Consider the following 13,512-nt stretch of genomic DNA (forward strand, 5'->3'; position numbering starts at 1 on the left):
AGAAAAAAGATACGGATAGGTTCTAAGACTAAAGACTGATTTTTCGTAAAGAGCTAAAAAAATCAGCTTATTTACTTCACCTGTCGTAGTAAACATGCTATGATTACTTTGACAGATGGAGTACTTTTGAAAAGCTCTAGTAATTACAGCAAAGACCGCAAGAGAGTTTGATACTGGCAGTCGACTGATTGAGGTGACTGCAAAAAGAGAAGACTCCATCCGAAAAGATACCAAGGGTTGACCTAAAAGGAGGCGAGGCGATGATTTCCAGTGATGGCATCCGGGGGTACAATGACGCAATTATCCTAACGCTTTTGGCAGAAGGCGATTCTTATGGCTATGAAATTTCCAGGGAAATCAAAAGCCGGACCGATGAAGGTTACGTAATTAAAGAAACCACTTTGTATTCGGCCTTTACACGACTGGGTAAGCAGGGCTTTATCGAGGCATATCCTGGTGAAGTGACTCACGGGAAAAAGCGCACCTATTACCGAATTACCAGCTCCGGTCGCGAGTTTTTACAGGGAAAAATTGAGGAGTGGCAGCTGACCAAGCAGGTGGTAGATCGTTTTTTATCGACAATCCCCCCAGAGAAAGCCGCTAACGCCAGAGCAAATACGGAAAAAATGACAGAAGCAGGACTCTTGCCGACAACCGACGAATTAGGTTGAAGCAGGATAGCTTGATAGAAAGGGTTGGCTGAAAATGGAAACTATCACAAATTATCTGGAGACATTGTTCTTGACGCTACCCAAGACCCCTCAGACCCAGCAGGCGAAGGCGGACCTCTTGGCGGCGATGGAAGACCATTACCATGCATTGATTGAAGAAGGAAAAAGCGAACATGAAGCGATTGGCGCCGTAATTTCGGAATTTGGTTCCATTGATGAATTGAAAGAAGAACTGGAGTTGGAGTCTAGTGAATCAGTGAACCTGCAACAGGACAAGGAAAGTGATACCTCTAGAAAGTCTGTAAGCGAGTCAGCTGCCTTCGATGATGACTTTGGGAGTAACGCCACCGCGGATGCTTGGCCTAAAGACAAGACTTTCAATGGAAATGAGCAGACAGACCATAGCCAGGACACTCATCATACTCAGAGTGCGCGTCACCATCACGACCATAGTCATCGACAAGATCGCACCAATCTTAGTAGCGGCGAGGCCTATACTCCGGCAGGACCAGCGATTGAGCTAGAGGAAGCTGAAACATTTTGGCAATTGATCCGCCGATTTGCCCTCAAAATCTCAGGCGGCGTCTTGATTGCAATTTTGGGAGTGGCCGCAGTTATCTTCTTTGGCAGTCGTGGGGCAGACTTTCTCGGTTTGTCGGGGATGTTCATTTTTGCGGCAATTGCAGTTGGTCTCTTTATTACCGGTGGCATGAGCTATAGCGACGCCGCCAAACGTCTCGATGATCGTCCAATTGCAAAAGAGGTCCACGATGCGGCTAACCATCACACTGCACAATATAGTAAAAGTTTCCGCTTTTCATTAGTGTTGGGGATCATGACCTGTATTTTTGCTTTTGTGCCGCTGTTTTATTTTGGTTCTTATGGCTACAATGAAGCCTTCGGTGTGGCGTTATTTCTGGGAATCGTGGGCCTGGGATCATTTTTGATTATCTATGGCAGCATTGTCTACTCCTACTATAAAAAATTTGCCGACCAAGTAATCTTTATCTCTGACGAAGATGCCCCTGGTCCCAATGCCCGCCGGCAACGTGGCGAAGAAATCAGTCCAGTATTTGAAGCAATTGAAAAGGTGTACTGGCCGTTGGTGATGGTATTTTACTTCTGGTGGTCCTTTCATACCGGCAACTGGGCGTGGAGCTGGGTGATTTTCATGATCGCCGGTCCCGTATTCGCGGCTATCAAAAGTCTCTTTCGAATTAAAGAGTGATCCGGAGATAAGCAAAAAATAGACAACCGCCAACAGCCGATGAAATAGACGACTGCTGGCGGTTGTTTTCGTAGTGTTTAGGCGCAATGAATTCTTTGTGATCAAACTAAAAAGTGGCGCCCCCTGGTAGAAGGGGCGCCACTTTATTCTAGCCCACGACTGCCAGTTGAAGTCAGGCAGTTAGCGCAGGCTCAATCTTAAATTGTTCGGCCACGTATCTTGCGTAGGTCTCGTGGCTTTGCACCAGCTGATCGTGTTTGCCGGAGCCTGTAATGTGGCCTTTTTCGATAAAGTAAATCTTGTCAGAATCAACAATTGTCGCCAAGCGGTGGGCAATAACCAAAGTAGTTCGGCCCTTCATCAAGTTGCTGAGGGCTTGTTGGACTTTGGCTTCGGACTCGGAATCAAGGCTGGCGGTAGCTTCGTCCAACATCAGCACTTTTGGATCTCGCAGAAAGGCCCGTGCAATCGCCAGTCGTTGTCGTTGACCGCCGGAGATTTTGGCGCCCCGTTCGCCAACTTCAGTATCGAGACCTTTAGGCATTGCTTCAACAAACTGCCGTGCATAAGCGAGGTCCAACACTTGCCAGAGTTCTTGATCCGTGTACTCTTTTTCCAAACCATAAGTCAAATTGTAGCGAATTGTGCCGGCCATGATTGCCGAATCCTGAGAGACATAGCCAATTTGACGACGATAATCCGCCAATTGAATTTGCTCCACTGGTGTTGCTCCAAAGGTGATTGTGCCGGCTGTGGGTTCGTAGAAACGTTCCAACAGGCTGAAAGTCGTGGATTTTCCACCACCAGAGGGTCCGGCAAAAGCAATGATTTCGTTGGGCTTCGCTTCAAAGGAGATATCCGTGAGAATAGGGTCTGTTGGTGCATCCTCGTAGGCAAAATCTACATGAGAAACCCGCAATGTCTGGTGAGCGAGATCGACTTTTTGGCCACTGACAAAGTCTTCTGGTTCTTCATTCAATAGTTCGCGAACCCGGCGAGTTGAGCCGGCTGCTTTGGCGATTTCAGAAAACAAAGTGGCAATGATTGGCATTGCGCCAATGAGATTGAAGAGGTACATAAGAAAACTCATCAACACGCCGATGGACATCGCGCCGATTGCAATCCGATGCATACCGTAGGCCAACAGTCCAAAAACCATACTCATGAAAACCATCATCATGATTGGCTGCATTGCAGCATCGAAGACCGCTTCTTTTTTACCTACTTGATACAAACGATCCACTTCATCAGCGGCCCGTACTTGTGCTTGTTTTTCAGCGCCGGAAGTTTTGACCAAGCGGATTTCAGACAGCGTTTCAGTGGCAATTCCGTTGAAATGGCTCATGGCATCTTGTCGGATATGGCTAACCTTGGAGCCAAATGCCATCACTGGAAACATCAATAGAATCACGACCGGAACAGCAATGACCATTGCCAATGACATCCGCCAATCCATTTTGATCATCATATAAACGGTGCCGGCTACAGTAATCATGCTGGCGACAGTTTGTGGGAAAGTGACTGCCAACAGTTGCTTAACCTGGGAGGTGTCATTGGTCAAGCGACTGGACATCTCACCAGCCTTGACGGAATCAAAGTAAGAAACTTTCAACGTGGTTAACTTGGTCCATAAACGTTTGCGCATGTTTTGGATTACGTTTTCGCCGAAGATTCCCAACACAGTACCACCAATGGCCGAAACGACTGCCGACAAGATAAACAGACCGACAACTCTGATTAACAAGCTGTAGTCGATTCCTTTTTGAAAGTCGTTGACTAAATCTGCCGCCAATTTGGGAACATAGACTTGAACCGCTGATGAGCCAGCCAACAAAACCATGCCGATACCTAGTAGGCTGTATTTTGGTTGGGTCTGTTTGATGAGACCCATGAATTCCTTGAATGAAAATTTTGTTCCGTCACTGCGCACATTATCTGCGCCGGGACGACCGCCTCCACCTTGTGCCATCAGTTGCGTCCTCCTTTGTTATCGTCAAATCCACGACGGCCATCATGACCGTCCGGGCCACCACCAAAACTATGATTGCGATCGAATCTACCGCCGTTACGTTCACCGTGACCGCCACCAAATCCTGGTCGGCCACCATCAAATCCCGGGCGTCCGCCGCCAAACCCACCAAACCCACCAAAGCCGTTGAAGCCGCTTCGATTGATCAACTGTTCTCGGGCACGTCCAAAGTGAGCACTCATAGTGTTGAAGCGATCCCAACGTTCGTCATCTCCAAAGACTTCAACCAATTTTTCTTGGAAGGCAGGGCTGTTAAGATTGTCGTTCATGCGTTTTAGATAAGTGTTCAATTCGGTCAGTTCGGTTTCGCTGAACTCGGCGAACAAGACGTCTCGCAAAGTAGTAGCGATGGCACCGTGTTCTTGCAGACTTTCGCGGCCTTTGTCGGTGATTTTTACCAATGTTACTCGCGAATCGGTAGGGGATTTTTCCCGGACAGCGGTACCGGCTTCCACCAGCTTTTTGATAATCTGGGTGACGCTGGAAGGTTTGATATCTAAAACCTCTGCCAAACGTCCGGCAGTGACATTTTCTTCAGTTGCTAAGATGTTCAAAGTTTCAAAGGCATTGTCGGTCTTTTCTTCCACATCATAGGCAAAGCGCAAAAATGGCTGTTGTGCAACTTGCAGTAAATTCTCCAAAATCGTGTTCTTATTCATGATAGCCCTCCTGTTGGATAAATAGTTAGTTTCGTTTGTTGTCAACGAAATAAATTATAATCCGTTTATTTTGTTTGTCAACAAATAAACTAACTATTTTTCGAAATAGCCTTGCAAAGTTAAAAAAATCGAAATAACGAGCAAAGGAAAACACCGACTGCAAAGGAGCAATCGGTGTTTTTCGGTTTAAGTAGTCAATCCGGGTCGTTTTCCTTGGGCTTTCCAGCGGCTAATTGCTGCTCCCGGTATTGGATTGGCGGGATGCCAATTTTCTTGCGAAACAGTCGGCTAAAATAATGAGGATCGTCGTAACCGACTTTACCGGCGATTTCAGCGATTGGATAATGCAGGTTTGTCTGGCTCAAAAGTTCCTTGGCTTTTTGCAAGCGGCAGCGAATCAAAAGCTCCGAAAAAGTTTGTTGGTAGTCTTTTTTCAGGAGCTTATTCAGCTGAGAGGTACTGATGAACAAGGCCTGGGCAGTCTGTTGTAAGGAGATCGAACGGTCGAAATAATTGTTTTCGATATAGTCGTAGGCCATCTGAGAAAGAGGCTGGACCGCGGCTATAGCTGGTTGCGCTGGGACAGGAGCGGTTTGCAGTTGTTGTTCCAATTCGGTCAGCAGGTTTTTCAGATCAGACAGTGGGATTGGTTTCAACAGGTAATCATGGACTTTCAGAGTCAGGGCCTTGCGCACAAATTCGAAGTCGTCGTAACCGCTGATAACCACCAAAAGTGTCTCAGGATAGCGCTTGTTCAAGAGTGCAATTAAATCCAGGCCGTTGAAATCTCCCAGATTGATATCAATAAGGGCAGCGGCGATGGGCTGGGTTTCAAAACAGGCCAATGCGGCGGTGCCACTTTTGGCAGTGAGTACTTGAGAAAAGAAGCTGGTGGTGCGGCGAATATAGCCGGCGAGCCCTTCTCGTAACGCTTTTTCGTCGTCAACGATTAGCAGGTTTGTCATAGATGTGGGCCTCCTCGTCAGAAATGAAGGGTACTTGGATGCAAAATTCCGTAGCTGTTTCAGAACTGGTGATGGTCAAAGAAGCCCTATCTCCATATATCAGCTGCAATCGACGCCGAATATTGTACAGGCCAAAGCCGGTCTTCTCATCTTGCAAGTCCGCTTGATTCAGCCGTCTCAGTTGTTGAAGAGGAATCGGTGTGCCATTGTTGCCTACGACTAGCGCCAGCCCGGTATCTGTTTGGGAAACGGTGATCCACAGGCGAGACGGACGCACTGTCATGGTACGGATGCCGTGGTCAATCGCATTTTCCACTAGCGGCTGCAATAGAAAATGCAAGAGCCATTCTTTAGCAAGTGCCGATGGTAAGGTAATGGCGACTTCCGACAGTGCTTCGTGGCGGACCTGTTGGATAGCCAAGTAACTACGGACGTGAGCAATCTCATCGGCAACGGTACTCAATTCCCCACCTTGATTGAGACCTTTGCGAAAGAACGTGCTGAGATTTTCCAACATGGTTACCGCACTGTCGGTGTCGCCGCCCAGCACTTGCCATTGAATCGTGTTCAACGTGTTGTATAGAAAATGTGGTTGAATCTGTTCTTGCAAGACGCGCAAGGTTGCGGCGCGGTACTTGCTCTCGTTTTCGTAAACTTTGTCTAATGTCTGATTGAAGGCAATCGCTAGTTGAGCAATCTCTGCCGGCCCGTGGGTGTCAGCGCGAACAGTTTTATTGCCGGCCTGCACCTGCTGCATTGTTGCATCCAGTGCGAGGATGGGCTGCAGAATCTTTTTGAACAAGAGCAACAAGGAAAGACCCAATAAGACCAACAGGACTACTAAAACCAGCTGCACCACATGCAGCAGTGTTTCCGTACTGCCGCCGAGGCTCTTTTTGTTAACGATGTAATTCACTTGCCAATCTGGCAAATAATCAATGTCAGCAGTCAGCAACAATTGCCGTTTGTGGTCGATCACGGGTTGCGGCGTGCCGGAACCCAAGAGAATCCCCGTGCCGTCATAAAGATTTAAATCTTTTGCCAAAGACATGACTTTTTCTAAGGGAATCGCTGCCGCTAAATAGGTGATGTCGTCTGTCAAGGGTTGTTTGAGGCGATACAAGATTACCACGGCTTCATGATGGTCTTCTTTTGAAATCAATTGATCACTGACAGTATAGGTCAATTGCGGATTGGCCGCCATTTCCTGATAGTAGGGGCGATTACGTACTGAAAATCCGGGAATGATGGGATCAGCAGAATAGGAGGTGCCGTTTTTTGAGACTAAACGAATAGAGAGGTAATTGTCCGGCTCCGTTTGCACCAAATTTTCTGTCTCGGCAAAAAAATGTTGTCGGTCATAGGTTCGCGTATTGGGCAGTGCAGCCAATAACCGCAGTTCCGCCAACCGTTCGCCAAACCAACTATTGATCTGGCTCGTCCGGTTGTTGACAAATTTTTGTGTGATGGAACGGTTCAAGGGAATTGTGTTGCGGGTCAATTCGTAGTGGAAGACCCCTGTCAAAGCAGCCGTCAATCCGAAGAAGGCCGCCAGAAAAATTAGAATCGTTGTCTTTTTGATGGATGTCACAGCTTGTCATTCTTTCTTGTGCTTATTTTCACAATTCGAGCAGAAAGTCCACCTGTATCGCAGATTGTCCAACTCTTTTTGGCACCCCTCCTATTATACTGGTCTTGCGAGAAAAAAATAGCCATGGAGGAAAAGAACCTATGAAAAAGATGTTTAGCAAAATCGGTCTTTGTCTGGCGACATTGGCCTTATTGACGGCTTGTGGCAGTGGGTCAGCTGATAGCAGCCAAGCCAAAACAGTGGAAGGTGTCGGCAGCGGCAAGCACGGCGATATCAAAGTCAGCGTGACCTTCAAAGACGATAAAATTCAAGACATCACTGTCAAAGAGCAAAAAGAAAACGAAGTGCTGGCAGAGCCGGTTTACACGGAATTAAAAGAAACTATTATGTCTCAAAATACAGCGGATGTGGATGTCGTCAGCGGCTCCACTGCCACCAGTGAAGGCTACTTGGCGGCGGTTAAAGATGCTATTGAAAAATCTGGTTTGACACTGGCTGCAGTCAAAGCTGCTCAAAAACAGACAGACAAACTGGCTGACCAACAAACTTATGACGTCGTAGTGGTAGGTTCTGGTGGGGCAGGCTTCAGTACTGCCATTGAAGCAGCGGAAGCAGGCAAGAAAGTAGTTCTGATTGAAAAGATGCCGGCAGTCGGTGGGAACACATTGATCTCTGGTGGTGAAATGAACGCACCAGGCAATTGGGTTCAAAAGAAGCTGGGAATTACCGGCGACTCAGTGGAAAGCTACTATGAAGATACCATGAAAGGCGGCGACAATCTCGGTGATCCTAAGATGGTGCGAATCATGGCGGAAAATGCCTTGGCTTCGGCAGAATGGCTGAAAGACGATGTGAAGGTTGAATTTCTTGACGATCAACTGTTCCAATTCGGCGGCCACAGCTACAAACGGGCCTTGATTCCAGTAGGACATACTGGTCAAGAAGTGATTACCAAACTGAAGAAAAAAGCAGAGACTCTCGGCGTGAAGATCCTCGTAGATACCAAAGCCGATGAACTGATCCAAGATAAAAGTGGCAAAGTTACCGGCGTTAAAGCGACTTATAAAGAAAAACAAGCTGTGACTTTCAATGCAGAAGATGCCGTAGTGCTCACCACTGGCGGTTTTGGTTCCAACATTGAAATGCGTAAAAAATATAATCCAGAATATGATGAACGCTACCTTTCCACCGATACCGAAGGAACTACTGGCGACGGGATTGTAATGGCACAAAAAGCTGGTGCCGCCCTCACCAACATGGAAAGTATCCAAACCTATCCAGTGGCCAATCCGAAAACCGGCGTCATTTCTTTGTTGGCAGATACTCGTTTTGACGGGGCAATTTTGATCAACCAAGAAGGCAATCGTTTCGTAGAAGAGTTGGAACGTCGGGACGTCATCTCAAAAGCGATTCTCTCTCAAACAGGTAGCTACACGTATCAACTTTGGAACGACGGCATCGACGCAATCTCCAAAACCAAAGAAGCCCATGAGGACGAATACAATGAACTCATCGAACAAAAATTGCTGGTGAAAGCCGATACCTTAGAAGAAGCGGCTGCTTTCTTTGACATCGACTACAACAACTTGAAAAAGACTGTGGAAAAAGTCAACGAATACGCCAAAACCGGTAAAGACAAAGACTTTAATCATCGAGGCGGTCTGGTTTCCCTGGCTAAAGGACCTTATTATATCGAAAAAGCAATCCCTTCAGTTCACCACACGATGGGCGGTCTGGTAATCAACGAAAAAACCGAAGTCTTGGACGAAAAAGGGCAACAAATTCCCGGCCTTTATGCGGCAGGTGAATTGACTGGTGTCATTCAAGGATCCAATCGACTGGGAGGCAATGCCATCACCGACATCATCACTTTTGGTCGAATCGCAGGTCAAACGGTAGGTAAATTATAAAACACAGCAGTCCGTAATTTTCCCGGATAGTATAGGGAATAGGACAATCGTTGAGTCACCCTCCTGTGAAGCGAACAATACCAAACGTGAGCCACAAGCAAAAGAGAAGTCACTTCCATTAAAAGTAGTGGAAGTGACTTCTCTTTTTATTGTTAAAAAGTTCAAAGGTTGACTTCTCTTGACACGTATGCAATGTTCCCTCTTCGGACTAAGACATCAAGAAGGTCACAAATCTTTTCCATCCCTATCCTTTTTATTAATTGGGGTTAAACATCCGTTGTTTAGCACTTGGAAATTACTTAGGTCACATTTTCTTTTCTTGCAAAAAAAGAGCCCCAGCAAAGGGACTCTGATTAGCTTCTATGTGCATTTTCTAGGAAAATAAGGTGCAAGCCAGAAATTATCATGGCGCAATATGTCAAAAGGTTTATTGAGGAGGCACTACTTCCCAGATTTTTTCTTCAAAAAAATCAAACATAGTTGTCAGCCCCTTTATTTGTTTTGTGCTTATAGTGTACAATCTCGAAAGGAAGATAAGACAAAAATGTACGCATTTTCGTCAGAAAAAAAGGGTGAATTGCATGGAACACCAATCGCTAATCAAAAAGCTTAGAACAGATAGAGGGATTTCTCAGGAGAAACTGGCTCAAGGAATCTCACGACGCAGTACTCTAGCTTCGTTTGAGAGACAGGCTACCAAAATCTCCTATGACATGCTCGTTCAATACTTGGATCGCATGAATATTACTTTGGAAGAGTACCAATTTTTGCTGGACGATGGCAATCTCAGCGAAAAACGTGGAATTTCTGTGCTTTTCTATCAAAAGTTAACCAAAGAATACGATGCTGCTTTTTCCGACATGCTTTTTCAGAAGTACAATGAAACCGGGGAAAGCTATTATCAGCTCTTGCGTTCGGAATACTTATTGGTCATGAAAAAGGATAATCGTGATCTAGTAATTGACGAAGCAAAAGAAAAGCAGGTCCTCTCAGTATATCTGGATGCCATTGAGGATTGGGGCCGGTTTGAGCTGGCAATTTTTATCAATACACTGTTTTGTTTTGACGATGACTATATCCTGATGCATTTCAAACGATCCGTGAAAAAGATGAAAGGTTATATCGATAATCTCTATTATAGTCGGGACATTTTGGCCTTTTTAATCAACGGTGTGGTTCTAGGCTTCGAACGTAAGTCAAAACAGCTGTTTGATGTATTCTTTCCCGAACTGCGCTTTTTTGCCGACGAGTTAAAAAGTATGGAAGCAGATATTACCTGGCGGGTCTTCCAGTTTTTATCCACCGACGACATCTACAGTAATAAAAAGAAGTACGAGTTGTTCTTTATTCTAGAGTATCTGGGAAAAGAGGAGTACATCTCTTACATTGAAAAAAATTTACCAACATCAGATTGAATAACACAAACAAACTTATGACGAAAAACCGTACAAAATTAACTGCCGGTGTATCCAGTTTCTATCATAGAGGCAGAAGCTCTCTGATTAAGTAATATCTAGTCGGTTTAGAACAGCTTCTGGGGACCATCTGGATTGATTGGATTAAATAGACAGGAGACACACATGAGAAAAATGAAATTGAATAGTAAATTGCTCCTGGTTGAGTTATTGGTGATTTTTGGCTTTATTGCCTGTCACCTGACTCCGGTGATTGCAGTAAGAACCTCTCTTGTATTCTCGGGATATTTTAAAAGCGGGCTTACCAGTGGTATCACTTTTGAAAAAAAGACAGATACCGGCCACTCGGTATACAAAGTTGAAGATGCGCCGATTGAAAAGGCAACTGGAGGTCGTCTAGATTATATGGAGGTGCGACGATATGCTGGTATCTTCTACTTTGCCGAATATTTAGGACAAGGATAACTTGGGGGTAAAAAATTGTTATGTAAAAAGAAGCTGCAGTGCACTTTGATCGTCAGTTGAGCTACTCTATGTAGAATCTAGACATTTTTGGGGGGAATTAAAATTATCTTACTCTATCTGGCAGTCTATCTGGTACTCTTGATTTTTCTAGTCATTTTATATTTTTTGAGTAAAACGGAAAAAACAAAAGCTAGTCTAAAAAAGTTTTTTCTCTTCTGTGCACTTGCCATTGGACTTTGGAGTGGCTATCTTTATTACGACAATTATGCGAAACAAACGCTTATCGCAGAAAGTGTGTCACCTACCAAAGAGACTACGCTTAAAGTGATTCAACTGGGTAGACCGACGTTATTAAAAGGAACAAGGCTGCGAGTAGTAAGCCCGCAAAATCAGGTCACACATAGTTTTTCCTATCAAAAAGAACCTTATTTTTCTAGCTGTGATATTGTCGTAACCTGGGAAAATGACGAAAAAGCGACGATTGATTTTTTTCAGGAAACCTCTCTTCAAAAAGATAAAACAGTGCCGTACCGGTCCCTTCACTATGTTAAAGGAAAAGGCGTGTCCTACTAATGCTGTTTTTCGGGAGAAGTCAGCTAAACTATGATGCGATATGAAGACAACCACCCAAGAAGTGATTTTGTACTTCTTGGGTGGTTTTTTGTCTAAGGGAATTCTATCAGTGGATTCTTAACTGGAACTGTCAGGTCATGGCAAGGAGATACCAACATGAAAAAATAACGGATCACAATTCAGCTGAAATCCAGGTTGTCAATAAAATAGTCTAAAACGCATACAGGTCCATATAGACGCAATACCGACGAAGGGTTACTATGAAGATAACAGATGGTTGGTTAAACAATTGAATTATTTACGATCCTCATCGGAGAGTGATTCCTTCTCTTTTTCCAATTGTTAGCTATCACGGATCCGTCATTAGAGAGTAAAAAGCTTCATTGGATTCTAACGTTATTTTTGAAAGTCCAAGCGGATGCTTTCTTTTGATAATTGATCATATTTGATTGGATGTAGTAATAGTATGTTTTCACAGGGAATATTGTTGATTGGATACACTGGAGCGATAGAAAGGAAGAAAATCATGTCATTCAAAAGTACGAAAGTCATAGTTTTAATGCTGAGTTTGGTGTTGGTTCTAGTAGGCTGCTCTTCAAAAGATGAACAACGAAACTTAACTAAAATTCCTGAGTCACAAAATTTACTAGTTACAGGAAATCGTCCGCTGGGCAAAGATCAGATTGGCAAAAAGCTTGGCGAAGTAAAAAAAGCAGTCAATCCAGATGCAGGTGCTGACCTGGCAGATTGGGATTCTACCAACTTACCAGTCGGCACAGAAATCTATCAGGTTCTCGGGGAGATAGACAATGCCAAAGGAGATTATTTTGCCTATAAAAAAGATGGGAAGTTTTACTTGTTTTATGAATTTTTCGAACGAAAATAAGAGCATCACAAGCTGCTTTTTGAAGAGTATTAAGTCGATAACAAAATTAATAGCTGTTAAAGACAACCGGTCCTATTGCTAGAGGAGCCGGTTTTTTTGTAGCTTATCAAACCGCTTCAGTGTGCTTTTTACTTATAAAGTTTTTGAAATAGACAGATTGCTACGGGTAAAGACCAGTTGTTACTTACTTTGCCTTGCGTTTTTTTCTACGGGTTATTCCCGCATTCGCCACTGACTAGGCGAGATGCCGTTTTTCTGGCGAAAGAGGGTGGAGAAGTAGTGCTCGTCAGCGAAGCCTAAGCGGTCGGCAATCTCTTGGATGCTCAGGAGTGTCTCTTTAAGGAGTAATTGCGCCAGCTCCAGTTTTTTGTCCAGATAATAATCATAAGGAGTCTGTTGCAAGTATTTTTTAAACTGGCGGGTCAACTGGGAGGAGGAGAGATTGACGGCAACAGCAGCCTGTGCCACAGTGATCCGGCTATCCTGTAGGTGGTTTTCTAAGAAAATTTTGGCCTGTAAAACAGCCTCTGGGATCAATCGTGGACGTGCCGGTTGTTGCGCCGCCAAGTCGAAAATCAGCTGATGAAACAGCAGTGAACTGCTGCGGCTGCGTTCAGCAGGAGAAAGCTCTTTTTCGCAAAGGGCTAGTAGCCTATCAAAATCGGTAAACAGGTCAGTAGCCGGAAAAAGGATACGATCTTGGAGTTGATAGCTCTGTAATAGGTGATCTACCAAGGTCCCAGTCACATTGACCCAGATTTTATGCAGTGGCTCTTCGGCAGCAGACCAGTAGTGATGATCGTGTCCTGCCGGCAAAAGATAACAGTCTCCGCCTTGAACAGAAAAGGCAGTGTCATCGATCACCAAGGTACCCTGTCCAGAGAGAACATACTCGAGACTCCAAATGGCCGAAGACCGACGCTCCACTCGATAACTTTCAAAAGGAAAGGTGATTCCAGCTAGCTCAATGCGAAAAATTTCGGGAGCAGCAAATTGTTCGGGTAAAAAGCTCAAAATATATTCTTTGATCATGCGTGGATTCCTCACTTCAATGGCGTTATCCCGGATGGAATTTCAATTCTATGGTTGTATACTATACCTGACAAGAAAAAACGTCAAC

Annotated in this window: 10 protein-coding genes and 2 pseudogenes; 7 read left to right on the forward strand and 5 right to left on the reverse strand. The window is 44.8% G+C overall.

Going from position 1 to position 13,512, the window contains the following annotated elements; all coding sequences use genetic code 11:
• Positions 1 to 260 precede the first annotated feature (260 nt).
• Together ACOMA8_RS03405 and ACOMA8_RS03410 are read left to right on the forward strand one after the other, a co-directional pair.
• Positions 261 to 575 (forward strand): annotated as a pseudogene (locus tag ACOMA8_RS03405) (PadR family transcriptional regulator); the annotation flags it as partial.
• 130 nt (positions 576 to 705) lie between these two features.
• Positions 706 to 901, forward strand: a pseudogene (locus ACOMA8_RS03410) (permease prefix domain 1-containing protein); the annotation flags it as partial.
• A gap of 1,170 nt (positions 902 to 2,071) precedes the next feature.
• Here ACOMA8_RS03410 and ACOMA8_RS03415 read toward each other — a convergent pair.
• From ACOMA8_RS03415 to ACOMA8_RS03430, 4 genes are all read right to left on the reverse strand, one after another.
• Positions 2,072 to 3,868, reverse strand: coding sequence for an ABC transporter ATP-binding protein (locus tag ACOMA8_RS03415; RefSeq protein ID WP_421368532.1), 1,797 nt, complete (start codon positions 3,866 to 3,868; stop codon positions 2,072 to 2,074).
• On the reverse strand, positions 3,868 to 4,587 hold the full coding sequence (locus ACOMA8_RS03420) for a MarR family winged helix-turn-helix transcriptional regulator (RefSeq protein ID WP_421368534.1): 720 nt from the start codon (positions 4,585 to 4,587) through the stop codon (positions 3,868 to 3,870). Before ACOMA8_RS03420 ends, ACOMA8_RS03415 begins: the two co-directional genes overlap by 1 nt.
• 194 nt (positions 4,588 to 4,781) lie before the next feature.
• Positions 4,782 to 5,552 (reverse strand): response regulator transcription factor, encoded by a 771-nt coding sequence (locus ACOMA8_RS03425; protein WP_421368536.1) that lies wholly within the window; start codon positions 5,550 to 5,552, stop codon positions 4,782 to 4,784.
• Entirely contained in the window at positions 5,530 to 7,143 is a 1,614-nt protein-coding gene (locus ACOMA8_RS03430; RefSeq protein WP_421368538.1) for a cache domain-containing sensor histidine kinase, read from the reverse strand. Before ACOMA8_RS03430 ends, ACOMA8_RS03425 begins: the two co-directional genes overlap by 23 nt.
• A gap of 140 nt (positions 7,144 to 7,283) precedes the next feature.
• On the opposite strand from ACOMA8_RS03430, the gene ACOMA8_RS03435 reads away from it, so the two are divergent.
• From ACOMA8_RS03435 to ACOMA8_RS03455, 5 genes are all read left to right on the forward strand, one after another.
• Positions 7,284 to 9,053 (forward strand): flavocytochrome c, encoded by a 1,770-nt coding sequence (locus ACOMA8_RS03435; protein WP_421368541.1) that lies wholly within the window; start codon positions 7,284 to 7,286, stop codon positions 9,051 to 9,053.
• 581 nt (positions 9,054 to 9,634) lie between these two features.
• On the forward strand, positions 9,635 to 10,468 hold the full coding sequence (locus ACOMA8_RS03440; RefSeq protein WP_421368543.1) for a helix-turn-helix domain-containing protein: 834 nt from the start codon (positions 9,635 to 9,637) through the stop codon (positions 10,466 to 10,468).
• 165 nt (positions 10,469 to 10,633) lie between these two features.
• Positions 10,634 to 10,933, forward strand: coding sequence for a hypothetical protein (locus ACOMA8_RS03445; RefSeq protein ID WP_421368545.1), 300 nt, complete (start codon positions 10,634 to 10,636; stop codon positions 10,931 to 10,933).
• A 165-nt stretch (positions 10,934 to 11,098) separates the two neighbouring features.
• Positions 11,099 to 11,506: a hypothetical protein gene (locus tag ACOMA8_RS03450; protein ID WP_421368547.1), complete on the forward strand. Its 408-nt coding sequence runs from the start codon at positions 11,099 to 11,101 to the stop codon at positions 11,504 to 11,506.
• A gap of 526 nt (positions 11,507 to 12,032) precedes the next feature.
• Entirely contained in the window at positions 12,033 to 12,392 is a 360-nt protein-coding gene (locus ACOMA8_RS03455) for a hypothetical protein (protein ID WP_421368549.1), read from the forward strand.
• A 213-nt stretch (positions 12,393 to 12,605) separates the two neighbouring features.
• On the opposite strand, the gene ACOMA8_RS03460 is transcribed toward ACOMA8_RS03455, so the two are convergent.
• Positions 12,606 to 13,424 (reverse strand): helix-turn-helix domain-containing protein, encoded by an 819-nt coding sequence (locus ACOMA8_RS03460; protein ID WP_421368551.1) that lies wholly within the window; start codon positions 13,422 to 13,424, stop codon positions 12,606 to 12,608.
• Positions 13,425 to 13,512: the final 88 nt, after the last annotated feature.

Origin of the sequence: Enterococcus infantis, from assembly GCF_049166715.1 — a bacterium.
GTDB classification, from domain to species: Bacteria; Bacillota; Bacilli; order Lactobacillales; family Enterococcaceae; genus Enterococcus_C; species Enterococcus_C leclercqii.

Excerpts from the sequence above, each read along its gene's own strand:
- ACOMA8_RS03415 (WP_421368532.1), bottom strand. The coding sequence starts at position 3,868 with ATGGCACAAGGTGGAGGCGGTCGTCCCGGCGCAGATAATGTGCGCAGT.
- ACOMA8_RS03420 (WP_421368534.1), bottom strand. The coding sequence starts at position 4,587 with ATGAATAAGAACACGATTTTGGAGAATTTACTGCAAGTTGCACAACAG.
- ACOMA8_RS03425 (WP_421368536.1), bottom strand. The coding sequence starts at position 5,552 with ATGACAAACCTGCTAATCGTTGACGACGAAAAAGCGTTACGAGAAGGG.
- ACOMA8_RS03435 (WP_421368541.1), top strand. The coding sequence starts at position 7,284 with ATGAAAAAGATGTTTAGCAAAATCGGTCTTTGTCTGGCGACATTGGCC.
- ACOMA8_RS03440 (WP_421368543.1), top strand. The coding sequence starts at position 9,635 with ATGGAACACCAATCGCTAATCAAAAAGCTTAGAACAGATAGAGGGATT.
- ACOMA8_RS03445 (WP_421368545.1), top strand. The coding sequence starts at position 10,634 with ATGAGAAAAATGAAATTGAATAGTAAATTGCTCCTGGTTGAGTTATTG.
- ACOMA8_RS03455 (WP_421368549.1), top strand. The coding sequence starts at position 12,033 with ATGTCATTCAAAAGTACGAAAGTCATAGTTTTAATGCTGAGTTTGGTG.
- ACOMA8_RS03460 (WP_421368551.1), bottom strand. The coding sequence starts at position 13,424 with ATGATCAAAGAATATATTTTGAGCTTTTTACCCGAACAATTTGCTGCT.